Below are 18,231 nucleotides of genomic sequence, written 5' to 3'. Positions count from 1 at the left end.
TAGTAAAAATAGGATAAGCTTGTCCTCCTAATCATTGTCAGCAAACACTAAACTGACAAAAGAATTATTGAATTTCCAACATATTGGCATCCATTAAAGATTGTGCTGTCCCATCAATTTCTACTCCTTGTGCAGTACATAAGAAGATTTCATTACCTACACGTTTGATATCCCCATTTTCAGCATAAACAGTACCAGTCAAGAAATCAACAATCCGTCTTGCTTGATACTCTTCAATCTGATGGAAATTTACTAATACAGACTCACCATTCATAATATGCTTAGCAATCTTCATAGCTTCTGAATAGGCTCTAGGCTCAATGATAATAATTTTATTAGCATGAGTTTCTCTTGTACTGCGCTGCTTAGAAGCTGTCGATTTATTCATTCTAGACTGCTGCATAGAAACAACATTTTGTGTCTGAGAGTGATATTGTTGTGATCGATTATTATAATTACTTTCTTGTGAATGCTGTGACGAATAATCCTGAGACTGATTTACTACTGAACGTTGATAAAACGACTGTCTAGTAGGTTGGTTATTTTGAGATGTAGGATTATTGATACGATTGGTTACACTTGGATATTCTTCATTTTTTTCTTCCTCTTGGTAACCATTCATTTCAATATCTTCTTCATCACTCATACCAAAAAAACTTTGAACTCTTTCCAAAATGCTCATGGGTATCCTCCTTTCACGTCTCACTTAAACAATGCAGTACCGACTCTGACATAGGTCGCCCCTTCCATAACAGCAATTGGAAAATCATTAGACATTCCCATACTTAATTCATGGCAAGGAGCATACTCTAAAGCCATATGCTCAATTTCGCATTGCATTTGCTTTAATTTATTAAAAATCGCATGTTGTTCTGAAACTGTAGAATCAAAAGGTGCCATTGTCATTAAGCCAACAACTTCAATTTTATCATGCGCATGGAGTGATAAGATAAAGTCTTTTGTCTCTTCAAGCGTAAATCCATGCTTACTCTCTTCACCAGAAACATTGACTTCAACAAAGCACTTAACAACTTTTTGCGCTCTTTTTTGAATTTCATCAGCCAATTTTAGACTATCTAAAGCATGAAAATAATCAACTTCATTAATAATATCTTTTACTTTACGACGTTGTAAATTGCCAATATAATGCCAGACAACCATCGGATTATTTATAGCTTGTTTTTTAGTTAAAAATTTATCCGAGCGATTTTCTGCTAAGTGAAATTGACCTAACGCTATCATCGCCTGAGTTGTTAGGACATCTTCAGTCTTAGTAACCGCTACTAAAGTTACCTCAGAATAACTACGACCAACCTGATCACATGCATTCTGAATAGATTGTTGCACTTGTTTTAAATTATCAGCTAACACCATGATCAGGTCTCCTTTTTTGCTTAATTATTGCGTTTGCGACGGAAAAATGGAGGTGTACTTAACTCATCTTCAGCCGGTTTTACTTCTTCTTTATTAAATGTTTCAAATTCACGTTTTTCAACATTTTCAAATTGTGCATCATCTACTTTAGGACGGACATTTTGTTCTTTACGAATATCCCAATCACCAAATGAATTATCTTCATTCGTTGTTGAGGTTGTTGGACGTGCTTGGTCTAAATCAAGAGCTGGTTTTGGTTGAGTTGTGTGAATTTGGCTAGCACGATGACTGCGACCAGAAGTATTTTCACGTTTACTTGGATCAATACCAGTCGCAATAACAGTTACACGAATTTCATCGCCTAGTTCTTCATTGATTGAAGTACCAAGGATAATATTTACATCACCACTTGCAGCATGTGCCACAATATCTGCTGCATCTTGTGCTTCAAATAAAGTCATATCTAAGCCACCAGTGATATTAAGTAAGACTTGTTCGGCCCCATCAATAGAAGTTTCTAATAACGGAGAAGAAATCGCACGTTTAGTAGCTTCAACCACACGTTCTTCGCCACTAGCAACCCCGATACCCATTAAAGCAGTACCTTGGTTAGCCATAACTGTTTTCACATCGGCAAAGTCAAGGTTCACATAACCTGGTGCAGTAATTAAATCAGAAATACCTTGAACTCCTTGTCGTAATACATTATCAGCTTCACGGAAAGCTTGTAACATAGGGGTCTTTTTATCAACAATTTCTAATAAGCGGTTATTAGAGATGATTAATAAAGTATCTACGTTTTCTTTTAATTTAGCGATACCTTCTGCAGCATAACGACCACGTTTTGGCCCTTCAAAAGTGAATGGACGTGTCACTACCCCAACAGTTAAAGCACCGATTTCTTTAGCGATACGAGCAACGATTGGTGCAGCTCCTGTACCTGTTCCGCCACCCATACCTGCAGTAATGAAGACCATATCCGCACCTTCTAATGATTCGCGAATCGCTTCTTCACTTTCTTCAGCAGCTTTTTGCCCTACTTCAGGTTGAGATCCCGCACCTAAACCACGAGTGAATTTAGGTCCTAATTGGATAACTGTTTCAGCTTTTGAGGCGCGTAAAGCTTGAACGTCCGTATTGACTACGATAAATTCAACACCTTTTACGTTTTCTTCAATCATGCGGTTAATGGCATTACCACCGCCACCGCCGACACCGATTACTTTAATAATCGCGCCAGAATTTACACTATTATCAATTGAAAATTCCATTATCGATTTCCTCCTATCAACTATTCAAAAAAGTTAGAAAAGAAATTCTTAATCTTATCTGTGACTTTTTCTTGATGTTCTTCTTCATCATAGTAGTTCTCATTTGAATCATAAGTTGTTTGTTCATAATCTGTTTCTTCATCTGGGAGCACTGGTGTTGGAACAGCCGGTGTAGATGAAGTAGTAGGCACGACACTTTCTCCAGTAATGGCTGAAACAACCACTTGGGTAATTTCGCTCATACTTGCAGCATAGTCCACTAAACTAATGACATTTGTAAATACAGGATTTCTTAAGCCCATATGATTTGGTACATGTAATTTCACTGGTGTGCCTAAGATTTCTTGTGCTAAGTCAACCACACCTGGAAGACTCGCTGCCCCACCAGTTAATACGACACCACCTGGTAAATCAAGCGCGTCAATTTCATCTAAAACATCTTTGGCTTTCGTGAAGATTTGTTCCATACGAGCTTCGATGATTTCAGATAAATAACGTTCATCAATTTTTACTGGTTCTGCCTTACCAATGACATCAACTGGGAATTCTTCACTTGCAGATGTACGTGCAGGATAGGCATCACCATAGTTAATTTTCAACGCTTCGGCATTATTAAATGAAGTATTTAAAACAGTAGAGATATCACGAGTGACATATTCGCCACCTTCTTGATTCACGTTTGTAAACTTCAATTGTTTATCGTGCATCACAGCAGTTGTTGTCTGACCGCCACCGATATCAATCACAATCGTACCGAAATCTTTTTCACCATCAGATAAAATAGATTCAGTTAAAGCAAGTGGGGTAATAATGGTTTGGCCAATGGTTAACCCTGCTTTTTCGACACATTTACGGATATTATGAATAATTGTCTTAGGTCCAGTAAACATCACACCGTACATTTCAAGGCGGACACCAATCATGCCACGTGGATCTTTAATTCCTTCGAATCCATCAACCGTAAATTCTTGTGGTAAAACTGCAATAATTTGTCTTTCAGGTGGAACTGAACGAACTAGAGCAGCAGAAGCAACATTACGGACATCTTCATTAGTGATTTCTTTAGAGTCGTTATTGACCGCAATCATACCTTGGCAGTCTTCAACTTCTAAAAGATTTGCTGGAATACCAACATTCACCGTACGAATTTGAATACCTGCTTTTTCTTCTGCTTGTCCAACTGCGCGTTTAATTGCTTGGACCGTTTTTTCAATATCAACAATGATTCCGCGATTAATTCCTTCAGACTTCGCATTGCCGACACCGATAATATTCATTTGGCTATCAACATATTCAGCGACAACGACTTTCACCGATGTCGTACCAATATCAAGCCCAACATAAATTCCCGTTTTTGCCATGGATGGGGCTCCCTCCTAATTTTTAACTATCAAATAGAACAAAATTTGTTCAAACTTAACTTTTTTTAGTTTTCACTGTTTACAATTCTAACATTTTTACCCAATTTTAAAAAGTAGGTAGCGATAAATTATATAAAAAAATCCTAATTTCTGCAAATTTCTTTAAAGAATCTTATGCTTGTGGATTTTCTTGAACGCTTTCACTATTTTCAGAGTCACTATCTGTCGTTTGCTCTGAACTATCCCCTGTTTTTTTCTCCTCTTTTGGATAAGGATAAGAGAATAAACCGACTTCCATATCTACAATTCCAGGTTCTTGCATATTGCTAGCAACTTTGGCATAGTAAGGTAATTTTTTCGTTAATTGATCAATATTGATTAACACTTGATTTTGGTCATTCATATTTAAGGTTAATAATTGATCATTTTCCGCGCGTGGGGTGGATTTAATTTGTGAAATGCTTTGTTTAAATTCTTCTGGCAATTTGTGATAAGCTTTCAAGGTTTTTAAAATTAATTTTTTAGAAGTAAATCCTTCCAATATCGGTAAACCACTTTGTAATTGATCTTGGGCAATCGGATTTTTCAACACTTGGCCATTTTCTAAAATATCATAATACTTATCGCCAGTGAGTAAATAAGCCACTCTTGGATATTCAGTCACATTGATTTGAAATTGATTGAAATGAACAACTTTCACATTGACTGCTTTTATCCAAGGAGAAATTTTTTTGATTTTATTAATCGCATTTTGACGTGCAAAATATTGTTCCCATAATGGTTCATTTATTTTAAAATTCGCTGTTTTCACAATCTGCTCACTTGCAACTTGCTGATTATGTACAACATTTACCTTTGATAACTGACCCAAAGGCGAAATGTAATAAATACAAACTATTAGAGGAATGAGAAACAATAAAATAATCAACGTTAGACGACGATGTAGTTTTCGCTGACGATAATCCTTCATCTTAGGCAACTTATCAGAAAAACTGGTATTTTCACTTTCACGAATCGACTCAGTTGGCTTTTCTGAAGAGAGGATTTCAATCATGGGACGTTCATTTTTTTCTTGCTCTTGATTTTCTTGCTGCTCAACTTCTTCACTAGATTCTGCTAGAGATTCTGATTCTTCTTGCTCTTGATTGTTTTTCAGGATTTTATCCATCAATCTCTTTTCTTCTAAGTATTTTTGATGAGCTTCTTGCCAAGGAGTAGGTTTTTGCTGACTATCTTTATGATTCATAGAATTTTGATTTTTTTCATCTTTCGTACTAATAGTCTTCACCTACTTTTCAGTTACTTCTAAAACGAGCTTATACAGCCTTTGTGAGGCATCCACAATTCCTTGACTCTTAGACGCTTTAGACATACTTTGTAAAAGCGTATCATCATTCATAATTGAGTCAATCGCTCGCACCAGACGTTCACCAGTTAAGTCCGCATCTGCAATCACCTTACTTGCACCAATCTTTTCTAAACTTTTGGCATTTTTCGTTTGGTGATCATTGGTTACATAAGGACTTGGAATTAAAATCGATGGTAACCCAAGCGCAGTTAGCTCAGCAATGGAAGTCGCTCCGGCACGTCCAATGAGTAAATCACAATTAGCCATCACTTCTGCCATATTGTGAATATAAGGTTGAATGGAAATGTTCACAAAGGCATCCTTGGACATCCCGATTTCTTCTTCAATTTGTTGGTAATATCTTTCACCTGAAGCATATAGCACTTGATAATCTTTTTTTGCCAAAGTAGGTAAGGCATTGACAACGGCTTGATTAATTTTTAAGGCACCTTGACTCCCACCAAAAATTAAAACCGTCTTAACACCTGGTTTTAAATCATATTGCGACAAAACATCACTGCGAACGATTCCTTGCATTTCTTGCGCGCGTGGATTACCGACTAGTTCTGTTTTGGCTAGTGGAAAATACTGTCCCGCATCGCTAAAAGCAATCCCAATTTTATCCACATAGCGCGCTAAAAATTTATTCGTAATCCCAGGTACGCTGTTTTGCTCATGAATAATTGTCGGAATATGCATGCGGCTAGCCTGGAATACCACTGCACCAGAAACATAGCCACCAGTACCAATCACGACGTCTGGTTGAAAATCTCGCAATATTTTCTTCGCTTGACGCATACTTCTAAAAAAGAGTTGCAATGTTTTGAGATTATCCACTGACAAGCTGCGTTTAAAGCCTTGAATTTCTAAGGTTTGAAAAGGAATATCCGTTTGTGGCAAGATTTTATTTTCTAATCCACGTTTTGCTCCGATGTACATAAATTCGCTTGTTGGATCCACTGATTTAACATACTTAATAAAAGCCAAAGCCGGATAAATATGGCCACCAGTTCCCCCACCGGTTAATAATATTTTCATGAATTTCCGCTCATTTCTTATAATTTTTCGATTGCCGCGATAAATTTATCACCACGGACTTCAAAGTTTGGATATTGATCCCAGCTAGCATTGGCTGGTGATAATAAGACGATATCGCCTGCTTGCGCTAATTTAGCTGCAATAGGGACTGCTGTTTCGACATTTTCGGTCATTGTAATAGAGGTAATTCCTGCTTGTTTCGCCGCATCAGCTAATTTATCCTTGGTTTCACCGAATAAAATAATTGCTTTTAAACCCTTCAAACTAGGAATTAAGGCATCAAAAGAATTGCCACGGTCTAATCCACCAGCTAATAATACAACCTTGCTCAAATCAAAACCAGCTAAAGCCTTTTGTGTAGCTAAAATATTAGTTGCTTTAGAGTCATTGTAATAGCGCACCCCAGCAATTTCTTTAATAAACTGCGTCCGGTGTTTTACGCCATGGAATTGACTAAGTGCGGTTTGAATTGCACTATTTTCAACATGCATTAATTTAGCCACCGCAATTGCAGCTAAGGCATTTTCAATATTATGACTACCAGGAACCCCTAATTGATCAGCTGGCATGACCAACTCATCTTTATAGTACAAATTGCCATCTAGCAAATAGGCGCCATTGACTTTTTCAGTTGTTGAAAATGCCACTACTTGTGCTTGGGTTGTTTTAGCTAATTCACGAACTTCTTCTTGTTGCCAGTTAAGTACAAGATAATCATCCGCAGTCATATTCGCTTGGATTTTCCATTTTGAGTCTACATAATCAGCTCGCGTTTGGTGATAATCAATATGCGCTTCATATAAATTCGTAATCACCGCGATATGTGGGTGAAAGCTTCGTGTCCCTTTCAATTGGAAACTAGATAATTCCATCACTAGCTCATCATCATTTGTTGCTTCTTGGGCCACAGAACTAGCTGGATAGCCGATATTTCCTGACAAACGTGCTTGCCCTTTTGTACGATTTTCATTTAAAATCGTCGCAATCATCGTAGTCGTTGTGGTTTTACCATTGGTTCCAGTAATACCGATAATAGGTGCTTCACTAATCAAATAAGCCAATTCCACTTCAGTAATCACCGGAATATGAAGTTCTAGAGCACGCGCAACCATTGGATGGGTATAAGGAATACCAGGATTTTTGACCATTAAACTAAATCCTTCATCCACTAATTCAATCGGATGGCTACCGGTAATAACGGTAATGCCGGCTTCTAACAATTCCTGTGCTTGAGGATTTTCATTAAAAGGTTTACCATCATTAACGGTAACAAGTGCACCCAAATCGTGTAACAATTTGGCCGCACTTACTCCGCTCTTTGCTAATCCTAAAACTAATACTTTTTCATTTTGAAATTTTGTCACTTTCTTCATCTTTCATTCCTCGCTTTTTACAATACAATCATCAAAGTGACCACTGAACAAATCACAGCAATCAACCAGAATACGATATCGATCTTCCACTCTGACCAACCACTCATCTCAAAATGGTGGTGAATCGGTGACATCTTAAAGATACGTTTGCCTGTTAATTTAAAGGAAGTCACTTGCAACATCACACTAGCTGTTTCGATCACATAGATTAAGCCAACTAATAATAAGGTCCATTCTTGATGTAATAAAATCGAAATCGAAGCCAAAAGCCCCCCTAAAGCTAGTGAACCAACATCCCCCATGAAAATTTTAGCAGGTTTATGATTATATGGGAAGAAGCCAACTAAGCCACCCACCACACTAATACATACAAGAAAGATATCATATTGTTTTTGATGCCAAGCGATTATCGCATACGTTAAGAAAGAAATTGTGCCTAATCCAGAGACTAAACCGTCAATCCCATCTGTTAAATTGACTGCATTTGAAAAACCAACTAACCAAAAAACGATAAACAAACCATATAGATAAGATAATGGAATTTCAATTGTAAAGAAGTTTAGCGTGTTTGGTTGTTTATCAGCTAAAAAGACTAGGTAAAAGACTACCCCACCAATGATTTGGCCGATTAGCTTTTGTAAAGATTTTAAACCAAGATTTCGTTTCATAAAAATCTTAATAAAATCATCTAAAAAGCCCAGTGTGCCATAGAGAAGAAAGACAAATAGTAAAATAAATAGCGTAGGGGTTAACAGTTTTAGCCAAACAGCTGCCCAAATACTACTTACAATCGCCGCTAAGCTAAATACAAAACCCCCCATCGTCGGGGTACCAGCTTTTACATTATGCCATTTTGGTCCTTCATCACGAATCTCTTGACCATATTTTTTCATCTGAAAGTAATGAATAAACAGTGGCATAAAGGCAAAGGTCAAGCCAAAGCCACTTGCAAAAGGTAAGAAAAATTTTGTTAGTTCCATCATTAACTCCTACTTATTAATCATTTTCTTTTAAGGTAAAGGTAATTGATTTTTTATCTGTTAAAGTTTCATAAGGTTGAATACTTTGATTGATACAATAACCACTACCATTAAATTTCACTTTGATATCTAAAATACTTCCAAGCTTCACTAGGTCAGCTTTCGACCAACCAGACACATCTGGCATATAAGCATTTTCACCCTTCGCTAAAAGGATGATTTTTTCATTTGGTAAGACTTTGATGCCGGCTTTCAATGATTGTGTCGTCACTTTTTCACCATTACCAATGACCACGACATCTAGGCCACGTTTTTCGGCTAGATTTGCAGCATCTACACTACTCATGCCTGTGAATTTATCCACGGTTACTTTTTCAGTACTCTTTTCGGTAGTTTCAGGTGTGGCTACCGTTTCATCTTGAAGGTCCATCGCACGTTTTAACAATGGATTTGCCACACTTGGTAAAATCGTTCCATCATTTTCTTTTGGCAATTTCACCGTTAGATATAAAACATATTCCGGCTCTTCAGAAGGAACCATTAATACAATAGAATATAGGTAAGAATTTTCCCCCTGTAAATATCCGCCAGAATCTGAAGCGACCTGCGCAGTACCCGTTTTAGCCGAAATATTATAACCTGGCACGCTATATTCACCATAAGCACTACCATAATCTTTATTTTCGACAACATCACGCATATATTCGCGTACTTTACGAGCAGCATTTTCACTAATTGGCTTACCGACGACTTCTGTTTGGGTAATCGCCTTTTTATTGGTTGTATGATCGACAATTTCTTTAATAAAGTGTGGTTTGACCATAGTCCCATTATTGGAAACTGCCGTAAATGCTTGCAACATTTGGAAGTTTGTCACGGCAATACCTTGACCAAAGGATGTCATCGCATGCGAAACCACATTATCTTCTGGCAACATTCCCGGACTTTCACCCAGAATACCAGCATTTGTACTTTGACCAAAGCCGAATTGTTTTAAATATCTTTGCCAGCGATCTTGCATACGTTGCTCTAACATAACCATCCCTTTGTTACTAGACCAAGAAAGCGCCTGACGCATGGTTAATGTCCCTAAGGCCCCGTGATCCCAGTCATCAATCACCGTATCAGCAATCTTGATTTGACCAGATGGATAACTTTCATATTCATTAAATACCCCTTGATCAATCGCTGCTGAGGTCATTAGGATTTTCATTGTTGACCCGGGTTCATATGTTTCTTGTAATAATAAATTCAACCAAGTAAAATCTTTGCCACCCAATGTTGCTTTATCTTCAGGATTGAAAGAAGGTTGTTGGGCAGCGGCTAAAATCTCCCCAGTTTTCGCATTCATTAAGACACCAGTCATGTTTTCTGGCTTGCTTTTCTTGTAAGCTTCAGTCAATAAAGAATCTAAATAAGTTTGGAGACGACTATCTAAAGTAGTATAGATATCTTTTCCATCAACTGCAGCCTTTTTCTCAGCAACCGTACCAGGCAATGGGTTTTGATAATTATCTTTTTGATAGGTAATCTTGCCATCTGTACCTTTTAAGACATCATTATACGCTTCTTCAATGCCAAGTTTTCCGACTAAGCGTTCTTCATTATTCTTCACAGCAATATCAGCATAACCAATTAAATGAGAAGAAAATTGGCCATTTGGATAGATTCGCGAAGGATGACTATTGAAATATAGCCCTTTGCTTTTACGCGATTTTAATTCTTTTTCAATCGCTTCTTTTTGTTGCAAAGTAATATCTTTAGCAGCCGAAATCTCTACTTGATAAGGACGTACTTTTTTGTCATAAGCCGTATTCAAAATTTTCTCTACTTTACTTTTACTGGTACCAACCGTATCATGTAGCACTTCTGCAATCTGACTAAAATCTTTTTGCTCAGCATATAATTTGGTCTTTCCTTGTACATAGGTGTCAGAAAGTACCACATAAGCAGAATAAGAGGTGGCATCCTCAGCAATCGCAATGCCATTTCGATCATAAATGGTCCCTCGCTTGGCCGCAATCACTTCTGAACCTTTATATAATTCGGTCGTACGCTGCTTTAAAGATACATCGCCTACATTACCGACTAGTACTATGTAGCCCAAACGTAAAACAAATAAAAAGAACAACGCAATAGTGGTAAGAAAGAATAAGATTCCGACTTTTTTGCGGTTGTTCGTAGTAGTTAGATTCTTTTTTTTAAGAAACTTATCAAATTTTTGTTTATAAGTCATTTACTTCACTTTCCTTAAATTATCATCATTAATTGATAACCCTAATTTTTCAGCAATTTGTTTAATTCTATCAGCTTTTGATAGTTCATTTTTTTCTTGCTGTAAGCGAGTAATTTCTTTTTCATTCACTGTAATTTCATTCTCAACTATTGAGATATCATGTTCCATCTGATTAATTGAAGTACGAACATAAATCATTACTAGAGCCACAAAAACGACGAAAAGAAGAATAGAAACAGCAATCATTTTTTCGACTAAGCTAATCCGTGCTAATTTATTCGACGCCGAATCACCGACGACTTTGATAGCAGGACGTTTGACTTCTTCGATCACAAAGTTATTCATTTGTTCTACTTGTTGATTCATTGATGGATCGATATCAAATGAATAATCTTCATACTTCAATTCAGCCATTTTCCTACTCCTTTATCATTATTTTTTCCGCCACTCTCAATTTTGCACTGCGCGAACGATTATTTTCTGCTAATTCTTCTTTCGAGGCAGTAATTGGTTTTTTATTCACTAACTTTAAGATAGGTTTGTATTCATCTGGAATCACAGGTAAGCCAGGTGGTAAATCACGCACTTGACTGTATTCCTTAAACATCGTCTTTACGATACGATCTTCTAATGAATGGAAAGTAATCACACTTACTCTGCCATTAAGGTTTAATAATGCGATTGCTTGCTCTAAAGATTCTTCCACTGCTCCTAGCTCATCATTGACCGCAATACGAATCGCTTGAAAAATCCGTTTGGCCGGATGTCCGCCATTACGTCTAGCCGGAGCGGGAATCGCGCTTTTAATAATATCCACTAGTTCACCCGTTGTTTCAATTGGGTGTTTTTCACGTACTCTCTCTATTTCACGAGCAACCTGCTTTGAAAATTTTTCTTCCCCATAACGAAAGAAAATCTTTACTAATTCTTGATAGCTATATTCATTCACAACATGATAAGCACTAAAATCAGCTTCTTGATTCATACGCATATCCAAAGGTGCATCTTGGTGATAACTAAATCCACGCGCAGCTTCATCTAGTTGTGGCGAAGAAACCCCTAAATCATAAATAATGCCATCTACGCCATTTACACCTAATTCATTTAAACGCACTTGCAATTCACGAAAATTCGCCTTAATAAATGTCACTTGATTGGCATCTACATATTTTTCCAAGCGAATCTTTGCATGGTCAATGGCTTTTTGATCTTGGTCAAAGGCGTATAAATGACCTTCACTCGATAATTGAGATAAGATATATTCACTATGGCCAGCTCCACCAAGCGTACAATCTACATATATACCATTTGGTTTAATCTCAAGTGCATCTACGGTTTCGTGTTTCATCACTGTATAATGCTGGAACTGAACCATTCTCTAAATCCTCATTTCAATCTTTTATAATCCAAAATCAATCATTGACTCAGCAATCTCGTCAAAGTTTTCTTCAGCAGCATCCGTAAATGCTTGCCAACGTGTTTCATCCCAAATCTCGATACGATTACTTACCCCAACAATCACACAACTCTTTTCTAAATTGGCATGTTGACGTAAGCTTTGTGGGATATTAATGCGGCCTTGTTTATCAAGTTCACATTCAGTGGCAGCCGAATAAAAGAAGCGCACAAAAAGGCGAGCATCTTTTTTAGCTAGGGGCATTTCGTTTAGTTTTGCCTCTAACTTTTCCCATTCGTCTTGAGGATAGCCAAATAAGCAGCCATCTAATCCCCGAGTCACGACAAAATTTTCGCCTAACTTTTCTCTAAATTTAGCAGGGATAATTAAACGGCCTTTCGCGTCTATTGAATGTTGAAATTCACCCATAAACATCGAAATTTCCTCCATTTACCACTTAGTACCCTTAGTCTACCACATTCCCCCACTTTCTACCACTATTTCTCTAATATTTAATATAACTTAATAAAAAAAAACAAAAATTTTTCATAATAGAGTTTTTTAAAAGATTTTAAAAAGTTTAAATGGATTTGGAAACGATTTTCTCAATAATTTCTAAATAATTGCTAAAATAAATAAAAACAGATAGAAAACAATCAGTAATAAAAATAAAAAGCGCCAAAACATCTTAAAATACACATGATAATTAATTTCATCATAGAAATAAGCCTGTATCACAGCAATTCCGATCCCTAAAATAAAAGCTGAAATAAATAAGTAAGCTAAGATAGATTCGTGAAACAACAATTTTGATAAATGATTATCTACTATAAATAAGATTGGTACCATGATATCAGCTAATTTCACTTTGATTAACTGCTTTAAGGAAAAACGATGAACAATAAAATTCAATCCCATATATAATAATATTGGGCTAGCAAACCACCCTAATAATTCTAATGTACTATGATTCATTTATGTAATCCTCTCTACTTCAAATTTACCTAATGATTGCTTGGCGAGAAATGCATAAAATCCTCTTTATCCATTAAGCCAAGACTAATATACACCACAAACTTTACATCGGTGTTTCAAACTTTTTAAAAATTCTTTGTCCTTTTCCTTGAATTAACGTATAATAGGTTGTAGACTATAAAAAATGGAAAAAGGACGAAATCGTATGAATGAAAAGAAAAAGATGTCTACCTTTGAAAAAGTCACTAAAGTAGTTATTTGGGCAATGTTGATTGTCACAATTGGTGGCGTCATCTTATCAACGGTAGCAGCACTTATGTAAAATGTTCGCAGGGTAGCAAAGCAAGCTACCCCACAACCTTATTTGACGGTGTTCGCAGGGTAGCTACATCGCATCTAAGCCGGCCTGCCTAGGAAAATCTTTAATACTAATGGATTTTCCTGTCATTCCGGACAATCTTAGCTGCTTGTAGCTGTTCGACCCTTCTCACAACCTTATTTGACGGTGTAAATCGACTAGCTACTTCGGCGTACAAGCCACCCCGCCTGGGAAAGTCTTTACTTCTCGGACTTTCCCGTCGTGTCGGACAATCTTATCCGCTCGTAGCTGACCGAGTCGATTTACAACCTTATAAAAAATAGAGGCGTTTTTGCAAGTTACGCCTCTTTTTTTTGGCTTTTCTTTTTGCTCAAGCGATGATTTGTTTATTTTCGTAATTGGCCTAGTGTAGTAATCAATTCTTGTGCGTGTTTGATAGTTAAATCAGTAATTTCTGCACCGGCAAGCATGCGCGCTACTTCTTCTACCCTTTGATTCTCATCTAGCGGTAAAACCGTGGTTGAAGTACGACCATCTTGCACTTGCTTTTGAATCAAATACTGATTATCTGCCGCAGCCGCTACTTGTGGTAAATGCGTGATACACAATACTTGAGAGGAACGGGCAATATTTAAGATTTTTTCTGCAATCGCTTGGGCCACCCGACCACTCACACCGGTATCAACCTCATCGAAAATGATACTCGTCATCTGCTGGCTACGAGAAAAAATCGACTTCAAAGCAAGTAAAATTCTAGAAAGCTCGCCACCAGAAGCAACTTTCACTAAAGGTTTTAATGGTTCTCCTGGATTCGTAGTCAAATAAAACTCTACTTGGTCTATTCCTTGAGCTTGCAACTGTTTTTCTTTTTCAAAGCGAACTTCAAACTGGGTATTTTCTAGATATAATTCCTTGAGTTCTTGCATGATTTCCTTAGATAAATGAAAGGCAATCTCATGACGCTTTTGACTAATAGCCTCAGCTTCACTCATCAAAGCTTTTTCTAAATCAGCCAATTGTGCTTCTAACTGATCTAGCTGGTCTTCTGATTGCATCGTTGCTTCCAATTCTTCTGTAATTTCAGCAAGATAGTCTAACATTTTCGTGATAGTATCGCCATATTTGCGTTTTAACCTCTTGATGACGGCTAGGCGCTCTTCAATTTCTTCTAAACGCGCTTCATCCATGTCCATCAAATCCATCTGTCTAGATATCCCTGTAGCGACATCTTGTAACAAATAATACGCATTTTGGACTTGCTCATTTAACGCTTCGTAATCCGCATCGATTGGGGCAATTTCTTGTAATAAATCCCCCACCTGTGAGATACCATCCAATAAATTCGACTCATTCATCACAAGTGCTTGATGTGATTGCGCAAAAGCATCCATAATCTTTTGGAAATTCAATAGTTTTTCCCGTTCTTCTGTTAGGACTTCTTCTTCCCCTTCAACTAATGCCGCTTGTTCTAGTTCTTCTTTTTGATATTGCAGCATATCCATTCGTTGGATGTAGTGTTGTTCATTAGACTGAATTTTGTGCACACGCTGTTTTAACTGTTGATATTCACTAAATTTTGCTTGATACTGCTTGATTTTCTCCTTAAATGCCTCATCTGCAAAACTATCGACAAAATCCAAATGCTTTTCCGGTTGTAATAACTGTTGGTGATCATTTTGCCCTTGAATGTCGACTAAAAATGCACCGATTCGCTTCAAGTTGGCTAAAGTAATCGTCCGCCCATTGACCCGATTGAAACTCTTACCATTTAAAGTGATATCGCGCTGAATAATCAGATATCCTTCCTCTAAGTCAATTCCTAACTCTTGCGCTAAAAGAGTGAATTCCACTTGTTGGGGAATTTCGAAAATCCCTTCAATCATCGACTTATCACAGCCTTGGCGAATAAAATCAACGGATGAGCGCGCTCCTGCTAATAGTGACATCGCATCAATAATAATTGATTTACCCGCCCCTGTTTCCCCAGTGAGAGCAGTCATCCCTGGCTTAAAGTGCAAATGTAATTCTGAAATAATCGCAAAATTTTGTATAGAAAGTTCTAAAATCACATTTCTTCCCTCTAATCTGCTTAAAAGTTGCGTAATTTTTGATAAATCATCGCACAATCTTGTTCTGTACGTAAAATCATCAAAATACTATCATCATCATTAAGTAAGCCAAATAATTCTTCTTTAAAACATTTATCTAGTAGATTGCCCACCGCCGAAGCATTTCCGGGAATCGTCTTAATCATAATCATTTTATCCATGGAATCAACTGCAATACAAGCCGTTCTTAATAAGCGTAATAATTTATTAAACAAATCTTCATTTGATTCTTGTGGTAAACTATAGCGATAATTTCCATCAGCAGCTGGAATCTTTACTAACTTCAACTCTTTGATATCACGCGAAATAGTTGCCTGTGTCACTTCTACCCCATGCTTTTTCAAAATATCGACAAAATCTTCTTGTTTTTCAATCGCAAATTCGTTTAATAAACGGATAATTAAACGGTGTCGATCTTTTTTACGCATTACGTTACCCCTTCCAAATTTATTTTTATTCATGAAATCGATTATAACATGAATAGGACAAAAAGACCATGCAGCATTTATTTTCTACATGGTCTAACTTTCACTATTTTTCTAAACGTTCATGCGCTTGTCTTACTACCTCAGCGACATCCACATTACTTGAAACACTTGCCGGTAAACTCGCTTTTTTCAGATGGATTAAAAATTCGATATTGCCCTCGCCGCCGGTTATCGGTGAAAAGCTTAAATTCTCAACTGAAAAACCAGTCTCAAGCGAAAGATCAATCACTTTTTCAATCACGGCTTGATGCACTTTTGGATCTTTGACTATCCCGTGTTTGCCGACAAATTCCTTTCCTGCTTCAAATTGCGGTTTGATTAAAGCCATGACATCACCGTCTGCCACTAAAATCTCATATAAAGGCGGCAAAATCAAACTTAAAGAAATAAAGGAAACATCGATGGTCGCCACTTGTGGTAATCCTTCTAAAAAGTCTGTAGGTTTACTATAGCGAAAATTCGTCCGCTCCATCACAACCACTCGTTCATCTTGACGAATCTTCCAAGCCAACTGATTATAGCCAACATCTAAGGCATAACTTAACTTCGCACCATTTTGCAAAGCCACATCGGTAAAGCCACCGGTTGAAGCGCCAATGTCTAAAACGATTTTATCTTTAACTGTAAAATCAAAAATTTTTAAGGCTTTCTCTAATTTTAGGCCCCCTCGAGAAACATAAGGAAGTTTTTTTCCTTTAATTTCTAAAGTCATACTGGCATCAATTTTTTCACCAGGTTTGTCCAAGCGTTCGTGCTTATCATTATAAACTAAGCCGGCCATAATTCCGCGCTTGGCTTGTTCTCTGGTATCAAATAATCCTTGCATCACACAAAGGACATCTACTCGTTCTTTTTTCAAGTATTAATCCCTCAATTCTAATTTTTCAATGATTTTTACTAGCTCAGTCATATCCATTCCGTCTTCAGCGAGCATCTGACAAGCTTGTTTGGCTTTCAACAAGTAATCAGCTAAAGCCTGTTTTGCTCCTTGGATGCCTAGTAACGCAGGATACGTACTTTTTTCCAGTTCAATATCGCGCCCAGCTGTTTTGCCTAGTTCTTGTGTGGTTGCTAATATGTCTAGTAAATCATCCCGCACTTGAAAGGCAATCCCAACATCCATCCCTAATGTTTTCAGTAATGTCAATTGTTCCGTTGATCCACCAGCGACAATCCCGGCAGCAACAAAACAATATTGTAACAGTGCACCCGTTTTTCGCTCGTGAATTTGGATTAATCGTTCTAACGGGACATGCTGCTTTTCTGCTTGGACATCACTTGCTTGACCAGCCACAATCCCAGAAGGACCAGCTGCTCTGGATAAGTGCGCAATCAACTGAGTCTTGATAGATGCCGGTAAGTTTAACTGAGCCAATATCTCAAAACATAAAGTCAATAGAGCATCGCCAGCGAATAAGGCCATGGCTTCTCCAAAAACTTTATGATTGGTTGGTTTCCCACGACGTAAATCATCATCATCCACGCTTGGCAAGTCATCATGAATCAATGAATAAGTATGCATCATTTCGATAACTGCTGCAATTTTTAAGGCTTCTTCCTCTAGAGGTACACCAAATGCTTGTAAAGTCGCTAAAAAGATTCGCGGACGAATTCGCTTGCCACCTGCTGCAAGGGAATAGCACATACTTTTAGCAAGCAATTCATCATTGGTCGAATCCAGGACTAACTGCTCCATTAAGGTTTCGACTTGCTGCATCGCCTGAGTTAATTCCTTATTCATTTTTAGCCTCTTCAAATGGCACTTCTTGATTGGCGTCGGTCATCATTTTGGCCAACGTTTTTTCGGCATTGGCTAATTGTTCTTTACATTGTTTAGATAAAACCATTCCTTTTTGAAAAGCATCTAAAGCTTCTTCTAACGGCACATCGCCACGCTCTAGTTGCGAAACAATTTGTTCTAACTGTTGTAAAGACTGTTCAAAAGTTAATTCTGACATGATTTT

General features: G+C 37.4%; 19 protein-coding genes. 1 reads left to right on the top strand and 18 read right to left on the bottom strand.

Annotation, left to right across the window (positions count from 1 at the left end):
• Nucleotides 1–64: 64 nt before the first annotated feature.
• The 13 genes from ACTQZM_RS00235 to ACTQZM_RS00175 all read right to left on the bottom strand — a co-directional run bounded on the left by ACTQZM_RS00235 (nucleotide 65) and on the right by ACTQZM_RS00175 (nucleotide 13,352).
• Nucleotides 65–682 carry a cell division protein SepF gene (locus tag ACTQZM_RS00235; RefSeq protein ID WP_349277337.1) on the bottom strand — a complete coding sequence of 206 codons (618 nt, stop codon included), beginning with the start codon at nucleotides 680–682 and terminating at the stop codon, nucleotides 65–67.
• Between the two features lie 20 nt (nucleotides 683–702).
• The gene (locus ACTQZM_RS00230) at nucleotides 703–1,371 is read right to left on the bottom strand and encodes a YggS family pyridoxal phosphate-dependent enzyme (RefSeq protein ID WP_441652548.1); all 669 of its coding nucleotides are present in this window, start codon (nucleotides 1,369–1,371) and stop codon (nucleotides 703–705) included.
• Nucleotides 1,372–1,394: 23 nt separating this feature from the next.
• Complete coding sequence (gene ftsZ, locus ACTQZM_RS00225) at nucleotides 1,395–2,645, bottom strand: cell division protein FtsZ (protein ID WP_441652517.1); 1,251 nt, start codon at nucleotides 2,643–2,645, stop codon at nucleotides 1,395–1,397.
• Nucleotides 2,646–2,665: 20 nt separating this feature from the next.
• Entirely contained in the window at nucleotides 2,666–4,006 is a 1,341-nt protein-coding gene (gene ftsA / locus ACTQZM_RS00220) for a cell division protein FtsA (protein ID WP_441652516.1), read from the bottom strand.
• 172 nt (nucleotides 4,007–4,178) lie between these two features.
• On the bottom strand, nucleotides 4,179–5,294 hold the full coding sequence (locus ACTQZM_RS00215) for a cell division protein FtsQ/DivIB (RefSeq protein WP_441652515.1): 1,116 nt from the start codon (nucleotides 5,292–5,294) through the stop codon (nucleotides 4,179–4,181).
• Nucleotides 5,295–6,392: an undecaprenyldiphospho-muramoylpentapeptide beta-N-acetylglucosaminyltransferase gene (gene murG, locus ACTQZM_RS00210; protein WP_441652514.1), complete on the bottom strand. Its 1,098-nt coding sequence runs from the start codon at nucleotides 6,390–6,392 to the stop codon at nucleotides 5,295–5,297.
• Between the two features lie 17 nt (nucleotides 6,393–6,409).
• A complete protein-coding gene (gene murD, locus ACTQZM_RS00205; protein WP_441652513.1) occupies nucleotides 6,410–7,765 on the bottom strand; it encodes a UDP-N-acetylmuramoyl-L-alanine--D-glutamate ligase in 1,356 nt (451 codons plus the stop codon).
• 17 nt (nucleotides 7,766–7,782) lie between these two features.
• Entirely contained in the window at nucleotides 7,783–8,745 is a 963-nt protein-coding gene (gene mraY, locus ACTQZM_RS00200) for a phospho-N-acetylmuramoyl-pentapeptide-transferase (protein WP_441652512.1), read from the bottom strand.
• Between the two features lie 16 nt (nucleotides 8,746–8,761).
• Nucleotides 8,762–10,981, bottom strand: coding sequence for a penicillin-binding transpeptidase domain-containing protein (locus ACTQZM_RS00195; protein WP_441652511.1), 2,220 nt, complete (start codon nucleotides 10,979–10,981; stop codon nucleotides 8,762–8,764).
• On the bottom strand, nucleotides 10,982–11,395 hold the full coding sequence (gene ftsL, locus ACTQZM_RS00190; protein WP_171379037.1) for a cell division protein FtsL: 414 nt from the start codon (nucleotides 11,393–11,395) through the stop codon (nucleotides 10,982–10,984).
• Nucleotides 11,396–11,399: 4 nt separating this feature from the next.
• Nucleotides 11,400–12,356: a 16S rRNA (cytosine(1402)-N(4))-methyltransferase RsmH gene (gene rsmH, locus ACTQZM_RS00185; RefSeq protein ID WP_248624151.1), complete on the bottom strand. Its 957-nt coding sequence runs from the start codon at nucleotides 12,354–12,356 to the stop codon at nucleotides 11,400–11,402.
• 24 nt (nucleotides 12,357–12,380) lie between these two features.
• On the bottom strand, nucleotides 12,381–12,812 hold the full coding sequence (mraZ, locus tag ACTQZM_RS00180) for a division/cell wall cluster transcriptional repressor MraZ (RefSeq protein ID WP_016251188.1): 432 nt from the start codon (nucleotides 12,810–12,812) through the stop codon (nucleotides 12,381–12,383).
• Between the two features lie 180 nt (nucleotides 12,813–12,992).
• Complete coding sequence (locus tag ACTQZM_RS00175; RefSeq protein ID WP_349281552.1) at nucleotides 12,993–13,352, bottom strand: DUF3397 domain-containing protein; 360 nt, start codon at nucleotides 13,350–13,352, stop codon at nucleotides 12,993–12,995.
• 184 nt (nucleotides 13,353–13,536) lie between these two features.
• Between ACTQZM_RS00175 and ACTQZM_RS00170 the strand changes: the two genes are divergently transcribed.
• Entirely contained in the window at nucleotides 13,537–13,674 is a 138-nt protein-coding gene (locus ACTQZM_RS00170) for a DUF4044 domain-containing protein (RefSeq protein WP_376716553.1), read from the top strand.
• 383 nt (nucleotides 13,675–14,057) lie between these two features.
• On the opposite strand, the gene recN is transcribed toward ACTQZM_RS00170, so the two are convergent.
• The 5 genes from recN to ACTQZM_RS00145 form a co-directional block, all read right to left on the bottom strand.
• The gene (gene recN / locus ACTQZM_RS00165) at nucleotides 14,058–15,740 is read right to left on the bottom strand and encodes a DNA repair protein RecN (RefSeq protein ID WP_441652510.1); all 1,683 of its coding nucleotides are present in this window, start codon (nucleotides 15,738–15,740) and stop codon (nucleotides 14,058–14,060) included.
• Nucleotides 15,741–15,760: 20 nt separating this feature from the next.
• Entirely contained in the window at nucleotides 15,761–16,207 is a 447-nt protein-coding gene (gene argR / locus ACTQZM_RS00160) for an arginine repressor (RefSeq protein WP_441652509.1), read from the bottom strand.
• Between the two features lie 103 nt (nucleotides 16,208–16,310).
• Nucleotides 16,311–17,126, bottom strand: coding sequence for a TlyA family RNA methyltransferase (locus tag ACTQZM_RS00155; RefSeq protein WP_047342200.1), 816 nt, complete (start codon nucleotides 17,124–17,126; stop codon nucleotides 16,311–16,313).
• A gap of 3 nt (nucleotides 17,127–17,129) precedes the next feature.
• Nucleotides 17,130–18,008, bottom strand: coding sequence for a polyprenyl synthetase family protein (locus tag ACTQZM_RS00150; RefSeq protein WP_441652508.1), 879 nt, complete (start codon nucleotides 18,006–18,008; stop codon nucleotides 17,130–17,132).
• A complete protein-coding gene (locus tag ACTQZM_RS00145) occupies nucleotides 18,001–18,225 on the bottom strand; it encodes an exodeoxyribonuclease VII small subunit (RefSeq protein WP_016251181.1) in 225 nt (74 codons plus the stop codon). The genes ACTQZM_RS00150 and ACTQZM_RS00145 overlap by 8 nt, the downstream gene beginning before the upstream one ends.
• Between the last annotated feature and the right edge of the window lie 6 nt (nucleotides 18,226–18,231).

Origin of the sequence: Enterococcus cecorum, from assembly GCF_052119425.1 — a bacterium.
Classification (GTDB): domain Bacteria; phylum Bacillota; class Bacilli; order Lactobacillales; family Enterococcaceae; genus Enterococcus_E; species Enterococcus_E cecorum_C.
Note: the sequence above shows the minus strand (reverse complement) of the source record. Positions and strands in the feature narration are given on the sequence as shown.